This window comes from Cellulosimicrobium sp. TH-20 (assembly GCF_002105775.1).
Lineage (GTDB): Bacteria > Actinomycetota > Actinomycetes > Actinomycetales > Cellulomonadaceae > Cellulosimicrobium > Cellulosimicrobium funkei.
This window is the reverse complement of record NZ_CP020857.1, coordinates 2322779-2343280: the sequence shown is the minus strand read 5'-3', so window position 1 is coordinate 2343280 and position 20502 is coordinate 2322779. Positions and strand designations below refer to the sequence as shown.

The following is a 20502-nucleotide window of genomic DNA, read 5'->3' as shown; positions in this document are numbered from 1 at the left end:
CGGTAGTACACGGGGGCCGCCGGACCCGGGCGGCGCGGCCGGGCGCGCGCCGACCGGCGTCGGGCGCGACGATGGTCGACGTGACCACCCCCGCCGTCGTCCCGCTCACCGACCCCGCGCTGCTGCGCTCGCTGCACCGCGACGTCCTCGTGCCGTCGTTCCCGCCCGCCGAGCTCGTCGACGAGCAGGAGCTGCTCGACGCCCACGCGAGCGGGCGGCTGCGCAGCCTCGGCGTGGTCGAGGAGGGCCGCGTCGTCGCCGGCGTCGTCGGCGAGTGGTTCGCCGACGCGCGCGTCCTCCTCGTGCTCTACCTCGCGATCGCCCCCGGACGCCGGGGCGGCGGCGTGGGCCGCCGTCTCGTCACCACCGCGCTCGACGACTGGCGCGCGCTCGACCCGCTCGTCGTCGTGGGCGAGGTCGAGCACCCCGCGCACCACACCGGCAGCGAGGCCCACGGCGACCCGGTCGCGCGGCTCCGGTTCTACGCGCGCCTCGGGGCGCGTGTCCTGGCACTCCCCTACTTCCAGCCCGGCGACGGCCCGGGCGGCGAGCGCGTGCCCGCGCTCCTCCTCGTGTCGTTCCCCCTCGGTCCGCACGCCGCCGAGGACGACGTCCCGGCCGCGCCGCTGCGCGCCTTCCTCGCGGAGAACCTCCACGAGAGCGAGGGCACGCTCGCCGACGACGCCGCGACCCGCCGCCTGCTCGACGCCGCGGGCGGGGACCGCATCCGCGTCGTCGACCCCGACGACCCCGCCGCCCTCGCGACCGTGCCCGTCGGCACCCTCGCCCCGGCCGAGACCCGAGCCCCGACGGCCTGACCCTCCGGTCCTGCGGACGCCCCCACCGACCAGGCAGCCCCGGCAGGCCGAGCAGGCGGTCCGGGTGCGTCAACCGACCCGGACGAGCCAGAACCACCTGGTCGACGGGCTATGCGTCGTCGGGGAGCTCCGGGCCGACGAAGAACACCGCGGTCTCGCCGTAGTCCTTGTGCGCGACGAGCTCCCAGCCGGCGGGCCACGTCGGCTCGGGCGTGCGCGTCGAGCGCTCGACGACGACGACGGCGGCCGGGTCCAGCACGCCGGGCACGGCGAGGTGCGCGAGGACGCGCTCGAGCGCCTCGGCCGTCACGTCGTAGGGCGGGTCCACGAGCACGAGGTGGAAGGGGCCGTGGCCGGCACGCCCCGGGACCGGCGCCCCGGCCGCGTCCCCGGCCGCCGACCGCTGCGCCGTGGCCGCCGCCACGCCGGCGACGAACGCCTCGGCCGGCTGCGCGACGACGTGCACGTTCGACAGGCCGAGGGCGGCGACGTTGCGTCGGGCGACGTCGGCCGCGACCCGCGCGGAGTCGACGAGCGTGACGTCGGCCGCGCCGCGGCTCGCCGCCTCGAGGCCGAGCGCGCCGGAGCCCGCGTAGAGGTCGAGGACGCGCGCGTCGTCGACGACGCCGAGGTGCTCGAGCCGGGAGAAGATCGCCTCCCGCACGCGCTCGCTCGTCGGTCGCGTGCCGCGGGGCGGGACCTGCAGCGTGCGCCCACCGACTGTTCCCGCCACGATCCTCGTCACGCGCCCACCCTACGCAGACGCCGCGGCGCCCCGCCGTCACGCACGCTCGAGGAACTCCTCGCGCTCGGGGTCGAGCTGCTCGCGGATCGCGGCGGCGAGCGCCGGGTGGTCCGCGAGCTCCGGGTCCTGCGCGACGACCTCCGCCGCGTCCGCCCGCGCGGTCTCGATGACGTCCGCGTCCTTGACGACGCGCAGGAGCCGCAGGGAGCTCGCGCGCCCGGACTGGGCGGCGCCCAGGACGTCGCCCTCGCTGCGCAGCTCGAGGTCGACGGTGGCGAGCTCGAACCCGTCCGTCGTGCGCGCGAGCGTCTCGACGCGCGTCGCGGCGGGCGTGCCCGGCTGCGCGGTGGACACGAGCAGGCACAGCCCGGCGGCCGACCCGCGCCCGACGCGCCCGCGGAGCTGGTGGAGCTGGGAGATGCCGAACCGGTCCGCGTCGAGCACGACCATCGCCGTGGCCTCCGGGACGTCGACGCCGACCTCGACGACCGTCGTGGAGACGAGCACCTGGACCGCCCCCGACGCGAAGTCGGCCATCACCGCGTCCTTCTCGGCCGGCGGCATCTGGCCGTGCAGCACGCCGACCGTCAGCCCGGCGAGCCGCGGGTGGGCGCGCAGCTCCTCCGCGACCTCCAGCACGGCGCGCAACGGCGCCCGCTCGACGGCGTCGGGCGCCTCGGGGTCGAGCAGGAAGTCCGGGACGTCGTCGAAGTCGTCGTCCCCCGTCGCGCCCGCGTCGGCGTCCGGCTCGTCCGGGTGGATGCGGGCGCACACCACGTACGCACGGTGCCCGGCGTCGACCTCCTCGCGCACGCGCGCCCACGTCCGCTCCATCCAGGTCGGGTTCCCGGCGGGCACGACGTGCGTCGTGATGCCCGACCGCCCGGCGGGGATCTCCGTGAGCGACGACGTCTCGAGGTCGCCGAACACGGTCATCGCGACGGTGCGCGGGATCGGCGTCGCCGTCATGACCAGCAGGTGCGGGGAGGTGCGCGCCTTCGCCCGCAGCGCGTCGCGCTGCTCGACGCCGAACCGGTGCTGCTCGTCGACGACCACGAGCCCGAGGTCGGCGAACTGCACGTTCTCGGAGAGCAGCGCGTGCGTGCCCACGACGATCCCCGCCGCGCCGCTCGCGGCGTCGAGCAGGGCCTCCTTGCGCGCCGCGGCGCCGAGCGAGCCGGTGAGGAGCGCGACGCGCGTCCCGTGCTCGGCGCCCCCGAGGAACCCGCCCTCGGCGAGCGGCCCGAGGAGCGCCCGCAGGGTCCGGGCGTGCTGCGCGGCGAGCACCTCGGTGGGCGCGAGGAGCGCCGCCTGGCCGCCGGCGTCGATCACCTGGAGCATCGCGCGCAGCGCGACGACGGTCTTGCCGGAGCCGACCTCGCCCTGGAGGAGCCGCTGCATGGGGCGCGCGAGCGCGAGGTCGTCGGCGATCTCCCGGCCCACCTCGCGCTGTCCCTGCGTGAGCGTGAACGGCAGCGCCGCGTCGAAGTCCGCGAGGATGCCCGGCTCGCCCTCCGGCCGGGGCGGGCGTGCGGTCGCGGGCTCGGCGGCGGCCCGGGCACGCCGCTGCGCGAGCGCGGCCTGGAGGACGAACGCCTCCTCGTACCGCAGCCGGTCGCGACCGCGGCGCCACTGCTTCTCGTCGTACGGCTCGTGGACGTCGCGCAGCGCCTCGAGCCGGGTCCCGAGCCCGCGCCGCTCGCGGACGGCGTCGGGCAGCGGGTCGGGGACGTCCTCCTCGCGCAGCGGGTCGAGGACGGTCCGCACGGCGGGCTGGATCTTCCAGCTCGGGATGCTCCCGCTCGCGGGGTAGATGGGGATCGGCCTGCTCGCCTCGAGGACGGCGCTCTCGGCGTCCTCGGCGTCGTCGTCCATGCCGATGATCTTGTAGTCGGGGTGCGTGAGCTGGCGCGTGCCCCGGTAGAGGCCGACGACGCCCGTGAACAGGCCGTGCCGACCCGGCGCGAGCCGCTGCTCGTGGTAGCGCAGCACGTTGGGGCTCTTGGCGAAGAACGTGAGGGAGAGCTGCTGCGGGCCGTCCGTCACGATCGCCTCGAGGATGGCGCCCGCGCGGTTGCGCATGCGTCGGACGGTCGCGCTGCGGACCTGGGCGACGATCGTCACGTGCTCGCCGAGGGCGAGCCCGCCGAGGTCCGTGAGACGGCCGGGGTCGCCGTAGCGGCGCGGGTAGTGGCGCAGCAGGTCGCCCACGGTCTCGAGGCCGAGCTTCGCGAGCGGCCCCGCGCTGCGCGTCCCGACGGCGCGGGTCAGCGGCTCGGCCAGCCGGTCCGTCATGCGCCCACCGCCTCGTCCGTGCCGTGGTGGACGACGGCGCCCTCCGCGGCGAGCGCGATCGTGCCGCCGTCCCGGCCCGAGCGCAGGAGCACGAGCTCGGCCCCGGCGCGGGCGGCCGCGGGGGCGAGCGCGTCGAGCGCCGGGAGGGGGACGTCGTCGTCCGCGAGGACCGTGACGACCTCGGCGGGACGCTCGAGCAGGCCCTCCAGCAGCCCGACGAGCCGGCGCGCGGCCTCGGGGTCGTCCGTCCCGGCCGCCGACGCCCGGGACGTCCGCACCGTGGCGAGCGCGGACCGCACGGCGTCCACCCGCCCGGGGCCGTCGACCAGCTGGGCGGCGGCGAGCGCGACCGTCACGTGCAGGTCCGTCGGCGCCGCGAGCACCTCGAGCGACTCGACGCCGTCCTCGCGCAGGGCCGCGCGGAGCGTCGCGACGTCCCGCTCGGGAAGGTGGCCGCCGGGCAGCACGACGACGTGCGCCGCGCGCGCGTCGACGGCGACGCGGTGCAGCGCCGCGAGGTCGGGCGCACCGGGCTCGTCGCGCAGGAGCACGACGGCGCCCGCGCGCGCGAGGTCCGCGACGAGCCCCGGTGCGCTGGTCACGGCGACGAGCCCCGGCTCGTCCGACGGGCCGCCGTCCGCCGTGATGCCCGCCGCTTCCGGAAGGTGGCCGTGCCCGTGCGCCCCCGGCAGGTGGCGCACGCGGACCTGCCGCAGCGCGACGAGCGCCCCCGCTCCCTCCCGCGACGCGCGGCCCTGGGCGTCGGCGAGCACCGCCCGTCCGGCCACGACCGCCGCCATCGGGTCGTCGGTGTGGACGTGCGCCTGCCACAGCCCCGACCCGTCCTCGCCCGCGCCGCCGACGACCACCACGGAGTCCCCGATCCGGGACAGGTCGGACCGCAGCCGCTCCCCCGGTCCCGTCGACGCGCCCACGGCGTCGCCGAGGGCACCGCCCGGCAGGTCGACCACGTACATCACCTCGAACTCGCCCCCCTCGTGCGCGGCCTCGGTCCCCGACGCCGCCCCCGCGGACGACCCGGTGACCGGCGCCATGCCGGACATCATGCCCAGCACCTCCGACACGACCGGCGCGGGGGTCTCCGGCGCCGCGCCGGGCTCGTCGAGGCGCGCGTCGACGGTCCCGCGGCCCGGCTCGTCGATCTGCGTGCGGTCCGGTCCGCCGGTCCGCTCGTCGAGCGCCGCGACGAGCGCGCCGAGCACGAGCACGAGGCCGAGGGCCCCGGCGTCGAGCACCTGCGCCCGTGCCAGCGCGTCGAGCTCGTCGGTGCTGCGCAGCGCCGCGGCACGGGCGCCGTCCCGCGCCGCCGCGGCGACGGCACCGGGCGAGGGGTCGCCGTCCGTGACCACGTCCGCGGCCGCGCGGGCCGCCGCGTCCGCCGCGGTGAGGATCGTGCCCGGCGCCGGGCGCGCGACGGCACCCCGCGCCGTGCGCGCGGCGCGGTCCAGGCCGACGGCGAGCGCCGCCCCCGAGACCGTCCGGTGCTCGGCGAGCTCGAGCGCGAGCCCGCGCAGGTACTCGCTGAGGATGACGCCGGAGTTGCCTCGCGCCCCGACGAGCGCCCCGCGCGCGAGACGCACGAGCACGTCGCCCGCCCCGCCCGCTGGGCCCGCGGCGTCCGCCGTGCCCGCGGGCAGCGCCCGCACGGCGTCGAGCAGCGTGAGGTACATGTTCGTGCCGGTGTCCGCGTCGGCCACGGGGAATACGTTCACGCGGTCGAGCGACGCACGCGCCTGGGCGAGGGCGTGGACACCGCCACGACCCCACGCGACGACGACGGCGGCGTCGACCACGTCGGCTCCGGGGCTCACGTCGGGACGGCTCCTCGTACGCTGGGGGACGGCCCGGCCGCGCGCGACGGGTCGGACGACCCGGCGGTCGTCGGGACCACGGTAGTCAACGCGGCCCCCGGTCGTGGGGCGAGCCGCCCCGGGTCCGGCGTGATCCGCGCGACGCGGACCCGGTTTGAGCTGAGGGCATCGGATCGGCTACCCTGACGAGGTTGCCCGGGTGCTTCGCGCGCCCTCGACGTCGTCGAGGAGCCGCCGAGGGACACCGGGCCGGACACCCTACAGACCATTCAGGACGTCGCCGCTGCGTGCGCGACGTGCACGACGATCAGGAGAAACCGTGGCTGCCAACTGCGACGTCTGCGGCAAGGGCCCGGGCTTCGGGCACAGCATCTCGCACTCCCACATCCGCACGAAGCGCCGCTGGAACCCGAACATCCAGCGCGTGCGCGCCGTGGTCGCGGGGACGCCCAAGCGCCTCAACGTGTGCACCTCGTGCCTCAAGGCCGGCAAGGTCACCCGCCCCGCCTGAGTCGCGCGACTCCTCCACGAGAGCGCCCGCCGGTCCCCGGCGGGCGCTCTCGTCGTCTGTGCCTCCGGACGCCCGAGCTCCGAAGTTCTCCTGAGGATCCGGACAAACGGGCTTGGTGTATCCCCGCCCGGGTGGCAGTCTTTGTCCATGGTGACGGAACTGAGCGAGGTAACGATCCGCCCGGCCGGCCCCGCGGACGCGCGCGCCATCGCGGCCGTGCACATCGCGTCGTGGCGCGGCGCGTACGCCGGCATCGTGCCGGACGAGTACCTCGCCTCGCTCGACCACGACCAGCGTGAGAAGCACTGGGTCCAGAGCCTCGGCACCGCCGGGGCGCGCACCTGGCTCGCCGACGCCGACGGCCGCACCATCGGCTTCGCCACCCTCGGCCCCGGTCGCGACGAGGACGCCGAGCCCGGGGACCTCGAGATCTACGCCATCTACCTCGACCCCGAGTCCTGGGGCCGCGGCGTCGCGCGCGACCTCATGCGCACCATGCTCGGCGAGGTGGGCCCCGGCACCACCGTCACGCTCTGGGTCCTCGAGGACGCCGAGCGCGCGCGCCGGTTCTACCGTCGGCACGGGTTCAGCCCCGACGGGGTCGAGCGCCGCGACGACATCGGCGGCAAGGACCTCACCGCCGTCCGCTACCGCCGCCGGAGCTGACGCCCGCGCTCAGGCGCGGAAGTGGTCCCACCCCGACGACGGGCGCGGCACCGCGCCGTCCAGGCGCACGCCCGCGCCGTCGTCGCCCGCGGGACGCACCGTGCCGAGCCGCCGGAACCCGGCCGGGAGCGGTGCCGCCGCGGGGAACGTGGCGAGCAGACCGTGGTCCTCTCCCCCGGACAGGACCCACCCGTCGACGAGCTCCGCCCCGTCGCCCTCGCCCGCGAGCGCGGCGCCCGCGTCCCGCAGCCGGGCACGGTCGGCGTCGAGCGCGCCCGGGTCCAGGTCCACGACGACGCCGCTGGCCCGCGCGACCCGCCCCGCGTCCCGCAGCAGGCCGTCCGAGACGTCCATCATCGCCGTGGCCCCGGCGTCGGCCGCGACCGGGCCCGCGGCGAGCGGCGGGTCGGGACGCAGGTAGGCGGCGACGAGCGCGTCGTCGACGTCCGCGCGACCGGCGTCGAGCAGCGCGAGACCCGCGGCGGACCGCCCGAGCGTCCCCGCGAGCGCGACGACGTCACCCGCCCGGGCCCCGCCCCGCAGCACAGGCTCGCGACCCTCCAGGTCCCCGTGGACGGTCACGGCGACCACGACCTGGTCCCCTCCGGACAGGTCGCCGCCCACGACCGCGGCACCGAGCGGGGTGCACGCGTCGGCCAGCCCGCGCGCGAACCCGGTGACCCAGTCGACCGGCAGGTCGCCCGGCATGACGAGCGAGACGACGAGCGCCGCGGGGCGCGCGCCCATGGACACGACGTCGGCGAGGTTCTGCACGGCGGCGCGGCGGCCGACGTCGTAGCCCGTCGACCAGCGCCGGCGGAAGTGCCGGTCCTCGACGAGGACGTCGGTGGACACGACGTAGCGGCCGTCGGGCGCGGCGACGACCGCGCAGTCGTCCCCCGGCCCGACGAGCGTCGAGGGGGCCGTGGGCAGCAGGGGAAAGATCCGGGCGAGGAGCGCCTCCTCGGGCACGTCGCGGACCAGCAGGGGCGTCTCGCTCACGCGGCCACCCTAGTCGCCGCCCGGGCGGTCACGGGCACCCGTCGCGGGCCGCTACGGTGGTCGCGTGCTCGACGTCGTCCCTCCCCGCTCCCCCTCCGCCCGCCCCGGGTCGTCCCGGCCGTCCCGGCGCCGGCTCGTCCGCGCCCTGGCCGTCCCCGCGCTCCTGGGCGTCGTGGCCGCGACCGCCGCGTGCGCGCCGCGCATCGGCGTCCCCGTGGCGGACGACGCCCAGAACCCGCTGTGCGCGGACGTCGTGCTCGCGCTGCCTGACTCGCTGGGCGAGGACCTGCCGAAGGTCGGCACGACGAGCCAGGCCACGGCCGCCTGGGGCGAGCCGGGCGCCGCGGTGACGCTGCGGTGCGGCGTCGAGGTGCCCGGGCCCACGACCACGGCGTGCCAGAGCGTCGTGTCCGAGGGGGGCAGCGTCGACTGGCTCGTCGTCGAGGACGAGGGCACGTGGACGTTCACCACCTACGGGCGCGACCCCGCTGTACAGGTCGTCGTCCCGCCCGCCGTGACGGAGGGACACTCGACGTCGTTCATCGCGGACCTGGGCCGCGCGGTCATGGAGGTCCCGCAGACGCGCGCGTGCGTCGGGGTGGGCGACGTCGGCTGAGCCGGTGCCCGTCCCGGGGCCGCCCCCGGCCCGTCGCCCGCGCGGTCAGCGCAGGCCGGTGGGCCGCTCGAGCGCGAGCGCGACGAGCTCGTCGATGAGGTCGGGGTAGCTGAGCCCCGACTTCTCCCACATGCGGGGGTACATCGAGAACGGCGTGAAGCCCGGCATGGTGTTGATCTCGTTGACGACGACCCGCTCGTCGGGCGTGACGAACACGTCGACGCGCGAGAGGCCCTCCGCGCCGACCGCCTCGAACGTGCGCACGGCGATCTCGCGCACGCGCTCGACGAGGTGCTCCGGGAGGTCCGCCGGGCACGACAGCTCCACCCCGGCCTCGTCGAGGTACTTGGCCTCGAAGTCGTAGAAGTCGTGCTGCTCGCCCGTGACGACGATCTCCCCCGGCAGGGACGCGCGCGGCCGCGCTCCACCGCGCCCGCCGAGGACGGCGCACTCGATCTCGCGACCGACGACGCCCGCCTCGACGACGACCTTCGGGTCGTGCTCCTGCGCCGCCGCGATCGCCGCGGGCAGGTCGGCGAGGTCGTCGACCTTGGAGATGCCGAGGCTCGACCCGGCGCGCGCGGGCTTGACGAAGACGGGCAGGCCGAGCGCGGCCACCGCCTGCGTCACCGTCTCCGGGTCGCGCTCGAACGCTCCCGGCTTGACGACGGTGTACGGCGCGATCGGCAGGCCCTCGCCCGCGAGCACGAGCTTCATGAAGTGCTTGTCCATGCCGACCGCCGAGGCGAGGACGCCCGCGCCCACGTAGCGCACGTCGGAGAGCTCGAGCATGCCCTGGAGGGTGCCGTCCTCGCCGTAGGGGCCGTGCAGGAGCGGGAAGACGACGTCCACCTCGCCGAGCACGCGCGGCACCTCGCCGGGTGTGAGCACGCGCAGGTCCCGGCGCCCGGTCGACAGCGGGAGGATGACCTCCTCGCCCGTCGGCTCGACCTGCGGCAGCCGGCCTGCCGTGATCTCCCAGCGCGACGGCTCGTCGGCCGCGAGGACCCACTCGCCCGACGGCGTGATCCCGACCGGGACGACGTCGTAGCGCGTCCGGTCGATGGCGCGCAGGACGCCCGCGGCGGTCGCGGCGGAGATGGCGTGCTCGCCCGAGCGCCCGCCGAACAGCACGAGGACGCGGGGCTTGCGGGGGGCGCCGGTGGGGTGCTCGTCGGTGGACGGCACGGACCGGTCGGGGCTCTGGCTGGACATCGCGGACGACCCTACCGGACGCCTGCTCGCGCGCGGACGCGCGCCGGTGCGAGATCCCGGCGAGCATCCCCGCGAGATCCCGGGAACGATCCGGGAGGCTCCGGCGTTGGGAGTGCCGTGGAAGACACGACTCTCGAGGCCCCCGCGGCCGACGACCCCGACCATAGTCCCGGCCGCACCGGCCCCGGCAGCGAGCGGACGCACCCACGCGTCCCCGTCGACCGCAGGGCGGTGCGGGCACGATGACGACCTTCCTCTCCCTCCTCCTCGGGCTCCTCGTGGTCCTCGCGATCACGGCGGCGACGGCCTACTTCGTCGCGCAGGAGTTCGCCTACATGACCGTCGACCGCTCCCGGCTGGGGGCCAAGGCGGAGGCCGGCGACGAGTCGGCCCGGCGCGCGCTCGCCGTGACCCGGCGCACCTCCTTCGTCCTGTCCGGCGCGCAGCTCGGCATCACGGTGACGGGCCTGCTCGTCGGCTACGTGGCCGAGCCCCTCATCGGGCAGTCGCTCGGCACCATGCTCGGCGGCGTCGGCGTCCCGACGGGTGTCGGCGTCGCGGTGGGCACCGTCCTGGCGCTCGTGCTGTCGACGATCATCCAGATGCTCTTCGGCGAGCTGTTCCCCAAGAACCTCGCCATCGCGCGGCCCGAGCCGCTCGCGAAGGGTCTGGCACGCTCGACGTCGGCGTACCTCACGGTGTTCGGCTGGCTCATCGCGGTGTTCGACAAGGCGTCCAACGCGCTGCTGCGGATGCTCAGGATCGAGCCCGTCCACGACGTCGACAACACCGCGACCGCGCGCGACCTCGAGCACATCGTGGCCGACTCGCGCGAGAGCGGGAACCTGACCGACGAGTTGTCCGTGCTCCTCGACCGCGTGCTGGACTTCCCGCAGCGCGACGTCGAGCACGCGATGATCCCGCGCTCGCGCGTGGGAACCGTGCGGCCCGAGGCGACCGTCGCCGAGGTGCGAGAGCTCATGGCCCGCGCCCACACGCGCTACCCGGTGGTCGACGACACGGACCAGCCGCTCGGCGTCGTCCAGCTCGCCGACGTCCTCGCGACCGACCTGCCCGCGGACGCCCCCGTCACGGCGCTCATGCGCCAGGCCGTGGTGCTGCCGACGGCCATGACGCTCCCGGACGCCCTCGCGCAGCTCAACTCCACGCGCAACCAGCTCGCGTGCGTCATCGACGAGTACGGCGGCTTCACCGGCGTGCTGACCGTCGAGGACCTCGCCGAGGAGCTCGTCGGCGAGATCACCGACGAGCACGACCCCGAGCAGCCCGCCACGGTCACGGCCGAGGAGGACGGCGTGTGGGTCATGGGCGGCGACGTCCACGTCGACGAGGCGGAGCGCGCCCTCGGGCACGACCTGCCCCGCGGCGACCACGAGACGGTCTCCGGGCTCCTCATCGCCCAGCACGGCGCCCTGCCGCGCGCGGGCGACCAGATCGAGGTGCCGCTGCCGGACGACCCGGCCGACCTCGTGCACGACGAGCCGGTGCACCGCGCCCTCCTCGTCGACGTCCTGTCGGTCGAGCGGCACGTGCCGCGTCTCGTGCGCGTCCGGCTCGTCGAGCGGCGGGGCGACGTCCCCGTCGACGTCGTCGTGCACCCGACCGCGCGCGAGGTTGCGCACCCGACCGACGCCGCGGAGGAGACCCGATGAGCAACCCCTGGGTCGTCGTCACGGCGACCGTCGCGATCATCGCGCTCAGCGCGTTCTTCGTCGCCGTGGAGTTCGCGCTCCTCGGCGCCAAGAGGCACCGCCTCGAGGACGCCGCCCCCACGAGCCGCGCCGCGCGCGCCGCGCTGCGCAGCTCGAACGAGCTCACGCTCCTCATGGCCGGCGCCCAGCTCGGCATCACCGCGTGCACGCTCGCGCTCGGTGCCATCACCAAGCCCGCCGTCCACCACTGGCTCACGCCCGTCTTCGAGACGTGGGGCGCGCCCCTGTGGGCCGCCGACGTCGCGGGCTTCGTGCTCGCGCTGATCGTCGTGACGTTCCTGCACCTCGTCGTCGGCGAGATGGCACCGAAGTCGTGGGCCATCGCCCACCCCGAGCGGTCTGCCACGCTCCTCGCGCTGCCGATGCGCGGGTTCATGTGGGCGTTCCGCCCGCTCCTGCGCTGGCTCAACGAGCTCGCGAACCGCTGCGTGCGGGCCGTGGGCGTCGAGCCGGTGGAGAACGTCGAGGGTGGCGGGCAGGACGCCGCGACCCTGCGGCACCTGGTCGAGCACTCGGCGAACGTCGGCGCGCTCGAGGCGTCATACCGGGCGCAGATCTCGGGCGTGATCGAGCTCGAGACCCTCACGGTCGACGCGCTCGTGCCGGCCGGGAGCCGGCCCACGTCGGTCCCCGCCGACGCGACCGCGGCCGACGTGCGACGCGCGTCGGCCCGCTCGGGCCACCTGCGCATCCTCGTCCAGAACGGGAGCGTGGTCCCGAAGGTCGTGCACGTGCGCGACACGCTCCTCGAGCCGGACGACCGGCTCGCCAAGGAGCTCGCGCGCCCCGGGTTCGTCCTGGAGTCCGGCACCACGGTGCACGCCGCGCTCGCGCGCATGCGCGAGTCGAGCGAGCAGCTCGCGGTCGTCATGGACGGCGAGCGGTTCGTCGGCGTCGTGACGCTCGCGGACGTCCTGCGCCGCATCCTCCCCCACCCGGAGGACCCGGTGCCCGTCCTCGTGGGCTGACGGCCGGCCACCGGCCGCCGTACGGTGGAGGGGCCCCGGCGACGCACGTCGCCGGGGCCCCTCCCCGTCCACCCCTCCACCGTCCGTCCCGAGACCGAAGGCAGGCCATGCCCACGCCCGTCCCGTCACCCGCCCCGTTCCCCACGCCGCGCACGCTGCTCTCCGACGAGCTGCTGGAGCAGATCCGCGGCCGGGCCGCGGGCTACGACCGCGACAACGCGTTCTTCACCGAGGACCTCGCGGCGCTCACCGAGGCCGGGTACCTGCGCGCGCTCGTGCCGGAGTCGTTCGGCGGCGCGGGCCTCACCCTGCGCGAGGTCGCGCACGAGCAGGCGCGGCTCGCGGGTGCCGCCCCCGCGACGGCGCTCGCCGTGAACATGCACCACGTGTGGACGGGCGTCGCGCGCTACCTCCACCTGCGCGGCGACGCGTCGCTCGACTGGCTGCTCGAGGACGCCGTCCGCGGGGGCGTCTTCGGGTTCGGGTACTCCGAGGGCGGCAACGACCTCGTGCTGCTCGGCTCGCGCACCGAGGCCCGCCCGGACGAGCGGGGCGGGTACACGTTCCACGGCCGCAAGATCTTCACGTCGAACTCGCCCGCGTGGACGCGGCTCGGCGTGCTGGGGCTCGACACCCAGTCGCGCGACGCCCCGCGCCTCGTGCACGCGTTCGTGTCGCGCGACGCCGGGGTCCAGGTGCTCGACGACTGGGACACGATGGGCATGCGCGCGTCGCAGTCGCGCTCCACGGTGCTCGACGGCGCGTTCGCCCCCGTCGAGCACGTCGTCCGGCGGCTGCCGCCAGGCCCGACGCTGGACCCCCTCGTCGTCGGGATCTTCACGACGTTCGAGACGCTGCTCGCGTCGGTGTACACGGGCATCGCGGACCGTGCGCTCGAGCTCGGCGTCGCCGCGGCCCGCCGTCGGACGTCGATGAAGAACGACGGCGCGCCGCTCTCCGAGGACCCGGACGTCCGCTGGCGCCTCGCCGACGCCGCGCTCGCGCTCGACGCCGTCTGGCCGCAGATCGACACCGTCGCGGCCGAGCTCGACGCCCTCGTCGACCGCGGCGCGGGCTGGTTCCGCGCGACCGCAGGGCTCAAGGTGCGCGCGACGGAGACGGCCAAGACCGTCGTCGACCAGATGGTGCGGGTCGCGGGCGGCTCGAGCTACTTCGCCGGCAACGAGCTCGGCCGTCTCTACCGCGACGTCCTCGCCGGGATCTTCCACCCGTCCGACGACGAGTCCGCCCACTCGACCGTCGCGCAGTCGCTCCTGGGCCCCCTCCCCTGACGGACCACCGGCCGCCGAGCAGGTGGTTCTGGCTCGTCCCGGCCGCAGGACGAGCCAGGACGGCCTGCTCGGCCGACCGTGATCGCCTGGTCGCCCGGCCAGGGGGTGGTCGGCCGGGGCACTCGTCGGGCGGCCGGGCGTACGCTGCCGCCATGAGCGACCCGCACGTCCCCGACGCCCTGTCCCCCGCGACCGTCGCCGTCGCCGCGGGACGCCCCGAGCGGTCGCAGGGCGCGCCCGTGACCCCCCCGATCGTGCTGTCCTCGACGTACGTGTCGCAGGGCGTCCAGCAGCCGGGCGAGCTCCTGTACACGCGGATGGACACCGAGACGTGGCACCCCTTCGAGGAGGCGCTCGCCGCGCTCGAGGGCGCGGAGCACCCCGGCGTGGTGTTCGGCTCCGGGATGGCGGCGATCGCCGCGGTGTTCTCGGCCGTGCCCGCGGGCGGGAAGGTCGTGCTGCCGCGCCACGCCTACCAGGTATCGCTCGGCTTCGCGGACGACCTCGCGGCACGGGCCGGCGTCGAGGTCGTGCGCGTCGACGTCGCCGACACCGACCAGGTCGTCGCGGCCCTCGACGGCGCGTCGCTCCTCCTCGTCGAGTCCCCGACGAACCCCATGCTCGAGGTCGCCGACCTTCCCGCCCTCCTCGCGGCGGCGCGCGAGCGCGGGGTCCTGTCCGCGGTCGACAACACGTTCGCGACCCCGCTCGGCCAGCAGCCCCTCGCGCACGGCGCGGACGTCGTCGTGCACTCGGTGACGAAGTACCTCGCCGGGCACTCCGACGTCGTGCTGGGGGCGGCCGTCGCGCGCACGCCGGAGCTCACGACGGCGCTGCGTGCCTACCGCACGCTCCACGGCTCGATCCCCGGGCCGTTCGAGGTGTGGCTCGCGCTGCGCGGCCTGCGCACGCTCGCCCTGCGCGTCGAGCGGTCCCAGCAGAACGCGGCGGAGCTCGCGCGCCGGCTCGCCGAGCACCCCGACGTCGTCGAGGTGCGGCACCCGAGCCTGCCCGACGACCCGGGTCACGAGCGCGCGACGCGCCTCATGACCGGGTACGGCTCGATCCTCGGCGTGCGCCCGCGGGGTGGTGCGGCGGGCGCGGACGCCGTCGTCGCGGCGGTCCGGCTGTGGGTACCCGCGACGAGCCTCGGGGGCGTCGAGTCGAGCCTCGAGCGCCGACGCCGGTTCGCGACCGAGTCGCGCACGGTCCCGGAGGACCTGCTGCGGCTCTCGGTGGGCGTCGAGGACGTCGAGGACCTCTGGCGCGACCTGGACCGGGCGCTGCGCAGCGCGGTCGGCTGACGCGCGCCACCGCCCGGCCGCGCGGTGCCGCGGCGGCGGGTGCGTCGGTCCGGCTCCGCACCGCACGCTGCGACCCCTCAGAGCAGGTCGTTCTCCGCCTCCTCGAGGGGACCGCTCCACCAGGAGCCCGGCCCGGTCGCGGCGCGGTCGATGGCCCGCAGCCTCGTGCGGAGCGTCCGCAGCCGTGCCCGGTGCGAGGGAGCCCTGCGCCCGGACGGACGGGAGGGCGGGCGGATCTCCCCCGCACGGAAGGCACGCAGACGCTCCGCGGCCTGCTCGGCCGTCATCGTCGTCGGTCCGGGGGCGGGCCGTCCGGAGCTCAGGTACTCCGCGAACGCCTCCAGGAACCCCTCGGTCGCCGCGCGGTCGCGGTTGAGGGGGACGAGTCGCCCGTCGCGACGTCCCGCACCCAGGTCGACCCGTCCTCGTGCTCCACGACCAGAAGCTCTCCGTCGTGGACGACGCCGATCTCGCGGGCCCCGGGGTCGAGGTCGGTCCTCGCTGCCACCGGGTGCAGGCGGATACCGAACAGATGCTCGTCACGCACGCCCTGGATCCTCTCCGCGCAGGCCGCCACGGCCCGCGCACCACCACCTGTGGGTCACCGCACCCTAGCCCGCGTCGGGTCAGGTGCCGGGGAGTCGCGGCGGGACTGCTCCCGGGGGACGTAGAAGACCCCGCCGTCCAGGTCGACGTCGAACGGTCGGCCCTCCGCCGGACGCTGCACGATGTCGAGCCGCTGACGTTCCTTCTCCTCGGTGAGGTGCGTCCGGCTCGGCTGGAAGATCTCGACGATCTCGCCGAACATGCCGGACGACGCGCTCTCGCCCGCGCCCTCGGAGCGCCGGGCACGCGCCTCCGCACCGGAGGTGAAGCGGACGATCCCCACGACGACCAGTCCCGTGAGCGCGACCGCGAAGGACGCACCACCGATCCCCTGCAGCATCCCCCGAGGGTAGCGGCAGCCACCTCGTCAGGACAGGGTGCACGGTCCCCGAGACCGGGCCGTGACACGACCGTCGCCGGACCGTGGCCCGCCCGCCGCGCGCGCGTGACCTGGGCTTTCTAGGATCGACGGCATGACGACACGACGAGCGGTGCGGACGCGGCAGGCACGACCGACGGGCCGCGCGGTGCCCGGAGGACCGGCCGCCGTCGCCGGCGCGGTCCTCGTCCTCGCCCTCGCGGCGTGCAGCCCGGGCGAGTCGGACGAGTCGCCCTCGCCGTCGAGCACCGCGACGAGCGCGTCGCCCAGCCCCACCGACTCCCCGAGCACCACCCCGGAGCCCGGCGCCGAGCCGTCCGACGGCGCGTCCACGCCGTCGGACGACGCGACGGAGGCACCGCTGCCGTTCCCCGCGAACACCGAGCCGGACACGCAGGACCCGTCCGCGGACGCCGCGCTCACGGTGACGGACGTCCGGGTCGGGCACCACGACGGGTTCGACCGGGTCGTCTTCGAGCTCGGCGGCACGGGGACGCCCGGGTGGCGGGTCGAGTACGTGGACCAGCCGACGGACGACGGCAAGGGTGACGTCGTCGCCGTCGACGGCGACGCCTACCTGCAGGTCATGATCTCCGGCTCGGGGTACCCCATGGACACCGGGGTCGAGGAGTACGCGGGCCCCAACCCCGTCCGGGCCGGGGACGACGGCGAGGTCGAGGAGGTCCTGCTGCGCGGCGTGTTCGAGGGGTACACGCAGGCGTTCGTCGGGGTCGACGACGAGCAGCGCCCGTTCCGGGTGTTCTCGCTCGAGGACCCGACCCGCGTCGTCGTCGACGTCCGCGACGACGGCTGACGGCCCGCCCGGAGGCCGAGGGCCTCAGCGCTCCGCCGAGACGCCCTCGGCCTTCTGCGGCCGGGAGAGCAGGCCGCGCGCCATCTCGTCGACGGGCATGCCCTCGTGGAGCACCGCGACGACCCCGGCCGTGATGGGCATGTCGACACCGACCTTGCGCGCGAGCTCGAGCACCGAGCGGCACGACTTCACGCCCTCCGCCGTGCCGCCGGTCGCGGCGATCGCGTCGTCGAGGCTCAGGCCCTGGCCGATGTGCTTGCCGAGCGTGTGGTTGCGCGAGAGCGGCGACGAGCACGTCGCGACGAGGTCGCCCATGCCCGCGAGCCCGGGGAACGTCTCGGCGTCCGCCCCGAGCGCGAGCCCGAGGCGCGTGATCTCGACCAGGCCGCGCGTGATGACGGTGGCGGTCGTGTTGTAGCCGAACCCGCGGCCCTGGGCGATCCCCACGGCGAGCGCGATGACGTTCTTCACCGCGCCGCACAGCTCGACGCCGACCACGTCCCGGTTGGTGTACGGGCGGAAGTACGACGACGAGCACGCGCGCGCCACGTAGCGGGCCACGTCGTCGTCGGCGCACGACACGACGGTCGCCGTCGGCTGCCGGTGCGCGATCTCCCGCGCGAGGTTCGGCCCCGAGACCACGGCGACGCGCTCGGGCGCCATGCCGAGCGACTCCGCGACGACCTCGCTCATGCGCCGGTCGGTGCTCAGCTCGACGCCCTTCATGAGGGACACCGCGACGGCGTCGGGCGCCACGTGCGGGCGGAGCTCGGTGAGCGTCTCGCGCGCGACCTGGGAGGGCACCGCGACGACGACGAGCCCGGCGCCTGCGAGCGCCTCGGCCGCGTCGGTCGTGGCGCGGATCCCCGCGGGGAGGTCGATGCCCGGCAGCCGCTTCTCGTTGCGGCGCGAGGTGTTCACCTGCTCGGCGACCTCGGCGTCACGGCCCCAGAGACGCACCTCGCACCCGGCGTCGGCCAGGACGGCGGCGAACGTGGTGCCCCAGCTGCCGGACCCGAGGACGGCGGCGACGATGCGCTCGGCGCTCACGCGCGGTCCTCCGTCCCGGGCCGACGGCGCAGGTCGAACCGTTCGGCGGGAGCCTGCTCGCCGCGGATCTCCTCGAGCTGGCTCGTGATCGCGGCCATGATGCGCTCGGTCGCCTCGCGCAGCGTCGCGGTGTCCTGCGGGCGGTCGTAGAGGTCGGAGAGGTCGACGGGCGGCCCGGCGTGGACCGCGACCTGCTTGGGCGGGATCGGCTTGAACACCTTGCCGTACGGCGCGAGGAGCCGGTGCGCGCCCCACTGGGCGATGGGGACGACGGGCGCCCGGCTCGTGAGCGCGAGGCGCGCGACGCCCGTCTTGCCCACCATGGGCCAGCCGTCCGGGTCACGCGTGAGCGTGCCCTCGGGGAAGAACACGACGCACTCGCCCTCGTCGAGCCGCGCGGTGGAGTCGACGAGCGACTGCGCGGCGCCCGCGGTGCCGCGGTGCACGGGGATCATCCCGGTGCGGGTGAGGAGGCCGCCGAGCACGGGCACCTTCCAGAGCGACGCCTTCGCCGTGATCTTGGGGGCGCGGCCCTGGTCGTAGAGGAAGTGTGCGAGCGTCACCGGGTCGACCTCGGTGACGTGGTTGGCAGCGGCGATGAACCCGCCGTCGGGCAGGTTCTCCGCACCCTGCCAGTCACGTCGGGTGATCGCGAACAGGATCGGGCGCAGCAGGAACGCCAGGGTCTTGTACGCGCGCGGGGTCTGGGGCTGGCTCGGCACGGTCACCGAGCCTACCGGGCGGAGCCCGCCCTCAGATCCAGCCGTGCCGCCGCGCGGCGTGCGCGGCCTCGTGCCGGTTCGCGGCGCCCAGCTTGGCCGCCGCGGACGAGAGGTAGTTGCGCACCGTGCCGGGCGCGAGGTGGGCGCGCGTCGCGATCTCCTCGACGGGGGCGCCGTCGGCCGCGAGCTCGAGCACGTCGGCCTCCCGCGGCGTGAGCGGGCTCGCGCCCGCGGCGATCGCCTCCGCGGCGAGCTCCGGGTCCACGTAGCGGCCGCCGTCGCGCACCTGGCGCACGACGTCCGCGAGGACGCGCGCCGAGACGGTCTTCGGCAGGAAGCCCCGCGCGCCCGCCTCGAGCGCGCGCTTGAGGTAGCCCGGGCGCCCGTGGCTCGTGACGATGACGACGCCGCACGACGGCAGCTCGCCGGCGAGCCGCTGCGCGACCTCGACGCCGTCGAGGCCCGGCATCTGGAGGTCGAGCACGGCGACGTCGGGCCGGAGCTTGAGCGCGGCCGCGACGGCCTCGGGGCCGGACGCCGCCTGCGCCACGACCTCGAGGTCGTCCTCGAGCGCGAGGAGCGACGCGACGGCGTCGCGGATGAGGTTCTCGTCGTCGGCGAGGAGGATGCGGATCACGCCGGGGTGGTCCTCTCGGGGAGCGGGGACGGGGACGTGCGGTGGGGACGGGCGGCGTCGGGCACGCGGGCCACGAGCCCGAACCGCCCGTCGTCGACCCACGTCTCGAGGCGACCGCCGGCGCCCTCCAGGCGTTCACGGAGCCCGACGAGGCCCGACCCGCCGCCGGTGCGCGGCGTCGTCGGGACGCCGTCGTTGACGACCTCCACGACGCTCGACGCCCCGTCGCGGTGGACCGTGATGGTGCAGGTGCGCGCGGTCGAGTGCCGCACGACGTTCGTCACGGCCTCCCGGACCGCCCACGCGAGCGCCTCCTGCGCGTCCTCGCCCACGGGGGTCTCGTCGCCGTGCACGGTCGTCTCGATCCCGGCGGACCGCAGGACGGACCGCGCCCCGGCCAGCTCGGCGCCGAGGTCGGCCGTGCGGTAGCCCGCGACGACGGCGCGCACCTCGCGCAGCGCGTCCTGCGCGATGCGGCGGACCTCGAGCATCTGCTCCTCGGCTCCGGGGCGTCCGCGGGCCGCGAGCTCCGCCGCGAGCTCGCTCTTCACGGCGACGACGGACAGGGTGCGCCCGAAGACGTCGTGCAGGTCGCGCGAGAACCGCAGCCGCTCCTCCGCGACGGCGAGGCGGGCGTGGAGCACGCGCGTGCGCTCCTGCTCCCACACGACGCTGAGCATCCAGACCGAGGCGCGGTACGAGCCGAAGACGCCGAGCAGCATGACCAGGACCGAGAGGCCGAGGCCTACCGCCATGCCCGCCGTCCGCGCCGTCACGGGCCCGGTGCCCATCCACACGGAGCACCCGGTGACGACGGCGAGGACCAGCGCGACGAGCGCGACCCGCCGGAAGGTGAGCAGGGGGACGAGCGCCAGCACCCCGTACCCGAGGCCCAGGAGCATCGCGTAGTAGCGGCCGCTCGCGGCGACGTCGTCGGCGCCGTCCACGGGGAACGTGCCGACGGCGAGCGCGGCGACCGCGAGCGAGAGGACCCCGAGGAGGACGAGCAGCACCGGGTGGACGCGGCGTCCGCCGAGGAAGTGCCCGATCCCGGCGCGCAGCGTGAGGATGCAGACGACCGTGTGCACGAGGACGAGCGCCAGCCAGAACCGCGCCACCGACGGGTCGAACGTCCGGTCGCTCCCGATGAGGGCGAGCGCGATGAACGGCTCGGTCCCCGAGAGGAAGTAGAGCGACCATCGGGTGTAGGAGTCGAACCGTTCGGGGCCGGTCCGACGGCTCCACACGTCGAGGAACGTGCGCGGTCGGGTGATCACGACGACCAGCCTCGCACGCG

At 76.0% G+C, this 20502-nt stretch carries 19 protein-coding genes; 9 read left to right on the top strand and 10 right to left on the bottom strand.

Features of this window, described 5'->3' with window-relative positions:
- Positions 1-80: 80 nt before the first annotated feature.
- Entirely contained in the window at positions 81-818 is a 738-nt protein-coding gene (locus tag B8281_RS10290) for a GNAT family N-acetyltransferase (protein WP_198163049.1), read from the top strand.
- Positions 819-927: 109 nt separating this feature from the next.
- Here B8281_RS10290 and rsmD read toward each other — a convergent pair whose 3' ends face one another.
- Genes rsmD through B8281_RS10275 form a run of 3 tightly spaced genes read right to left on the bottom strand, consistent with a single transcriptional unit; the run spans position 928 to position 5690 of the window.
- Positions 928-1563: a 16S rRNA (guanine(966)-N(2))-methyltransferase RsmD gene (gene rsmD, locus B8281_RS10285; RefSeq protein WP_085387651.1), complete on the bottom strand. Its 636-nt coding sequence runs from the start codon at positions 1561-1563 to the stop codon at positions 928-930.
- 36 nt (positions 1564-1599) lie between these two features.
- Entirely contained in the window at positions 1600-3858 is a 2259-nt protein-coding gene (gene recG, locus B8281_RS10280) for an ATP-dependent DNA helicase RecG (protein ID WP_085387650.1), read from the bottom strand.
- Positions 3855-5690: a DAK2 domain-containing protein gene (locus B8281_RS10275; protein ID WP_157446612.1), complete on the bottom strand. Its 1836-nt coding sequence runs from the start codon at positions 5688-5690 to the stop codon at positions 3855-3857. The genes recG and B8281_RS10275 overlap by 4 nt, the downstream gene beginning before the upstream one ends.
- Positions 5691-6009: 319 nt before the next feature.
- On the opposite strand from B8281_RS10275, the gene rpmB reads away from it, so the two are divergent.
- Positions 6010-6201, top strand: coding sequence for a 50S ribosomal protein L28 (gene rpmB, locus B8281_RS10270; protein WP_024840757.1), 192 nt, complete (start codon positions 6010-6012; stop codon positions 6199-6201).
- A gap of 147 nt (positions 6202-6348) precedes the next feature.
- The gene (locus tag B8281_RS10265; protein WP_043654863.1) at positions 6349-6867 is read left to right on the top strand and encodes a GNAT family N-acetyltransferase; all 519 of its coding nucleotides are present in this window, start codon (positions 6349-6351) and stop codon (positions 6865-6867) included.
- A 9-nt stretch (positions 6868-6876) separates the two neighbouring features.
- Here B8281_RS10265 and B8281_RS10260 read toward each other — a convergent pair whose 3' ends face one another.
- Positions 6877-7869 carry a thiamine-phosphate kinase gene (locus B8281_RS10260; RefSeq protein ID WP_085387648.1) on the bottom strand — a complete coding sequence of 331 codons (993 nt, stop codon included), beginning with the start codon at positions 7867-7869 and terminating at the stop codon, positions 6877-6879.
- Positions 7870-7933: 64 nt separating this feature from the next.
- On the opposite strand from B8281_RS10260, the gene B8281_RS10255 reads away from it, so the two are divergent.
- Positions 7934-8485, top strand: coding sequence for a DUF3515 family protein (locus B8281_RS10255; protein WP_232322537.1), 552 nt, complete (start codon positions 7934-7936; stop codon positions 8483-8485).
- Between the two features lie 45 nt (positions 8486-8530).
- On the opposite strand, the gene B8281_RS10250 is transcribed toward B8281_RS10255, so the two are convergent.
- Complete coding sequence (locus B8281_RS10250; protein WP_085387647.1) at positions 8531-9700, bottom strand: D-alanine--D-alanine ligase family protein; 1170 nt, start codon at positions 9698-9700, stop codon at positions 8531-8533.
- A gap of 242 nt (positions 9701-9942) precedes the next feature.
- Between B8281_RS10250 and B8281_RS10245 the strand changes: the two genes are divergently transcribed.
- The 4 genes from B8281_RS10245 (at position 9943) to B8281_RS10230 (ending at position 14997) form a co-directional block, all read left to right on the top strand.
- Positions 9943-11373 (top strand): hemolysin family protein, encoded by a 1431-nt coding sequence (locus tag B8281_RS10245; protein ID WP_081600013.1) that lies wholly within the window; start codon positions 9943-9945, stop codon positions 11371-11373.
- A complete protein-coding gene (locus tag B8281_RS10240) occupies positions 11370-12401 on the top strand; it encodes a hemolysin family protein (RefSeq protein WP_043654869.1) in 1032 nt (343 codons plus the stop codon). The genes B8281_RS10245 and B8281_RS10240 overlap by 4 nt, the downstream gene beginning before the upstream one ends.
- Positions 12402-12508: 107 nt before the next feature.
- Entirely contained in the window at positions 12509-13693 is a 1185-nt protein-coding gene (locus B8281_RS10235) for an acyl-CoA dehydrogenase family protein (RefSeq protein WP_051028164.1), read from the top strand.
- Between the two features lie 152 nt (positions 13694-13845).
- Positions 13846-14997 (top strand): PLP-dependent aspartate aminotransferase family protein, encoded by a 1152-nt coding sequence (locus B8281_RS10230; protein WP_085387646.1) that lies wholly within the window; start codon positions 13846-13848, stop codon positions 14995-14997.
- A 601-nt stretch (positions 14998-15598) separates the two neighbouring features.
- Here B8281_RS10230 and B8281_RS10215 read toward each other — a convergent pair.
- Entirely contained in the window at positions 15599-15943 is a 345-nt protein-coding gene (locus B8281_RS10215) for a DUF6191 domain-containing protein (protein ID WP_009863042.1), read from the bottom strand.
- A gap of 133 nt (positions 15944-16076) precedes the next feature.
- On the opposite strand from B8281_RS10215, the gene B8281_RS10210 reads away from it, so the two are divergent.
- Complete coding sequence (locus B8281_RS10210; protein ID WP_232322536.1) at positions 16077-16796, top strand: hypothetical protein; 720 nt, start codon at positions 16077-16079, stop codon at positions 16794-16796.
- Between the two features lie 24 nt (positions 16797-16820).
- Here the strand turns inward: B8281_RS10210 and B8281_RS10205 are convergent, their stop codons facing one another.
- From B8281_RS10205 to B8281_RS10190, 4 genes are read right to left on the bottom strand one after another with little or no spacing between them, the layout of a single operon-like run.
- Positions 16821-17846 (bottom strand): NAD(P)H-dependent glycerol-3-phosphate dehydrogenase, encoded by a 1026-nt coding sequence (locus tag B8281_RS10205; protein ID WP_232322535.1) that lies wholly within the window; start codon positions 17844-17846, stop codon positions 16821-16823.
- Complete coding sequence (locus tag B8281_RS10200; protein ID WP_031316293.1) at positions 17843-18568, bottom strand: 1-acyl-sn-glycerol-3-phosphate acyltransferase; 726 nt, start codon at positions 18566-18568, stop codon at positions 17843-17845. The genes B8281_RS10205 and B8281_RS10200 overlap by 4 nt, the downstream gene beginning before the upstream one ends.
- 31 nt (positions 18569-18599) lie before the next feature.
- A complete protein-coding gene (locus B8281_RS10195; RefSeq protein ID WP_061266816.1) occupies positions 18600-19205 on the bottom strand; it encodes a response regulator transcription factor in 606 nt (201 codons plus the stop codon).
- Entirely contained in the window at positions 19202-20482 is a 1281-nt protein-coding gene (locus B8281_RS10190; RefSeq protein WP_085387643.1) for a sensor histidine kinase, read from the bottom strand. The genes B8281_RS10195 and B8281_RS10190 overlap by 4 nt, the downstream gene beginning before the upstream one ends.
- Between the last annotated feature and the right edge of the window lie 20 nt (positions 20483-20502).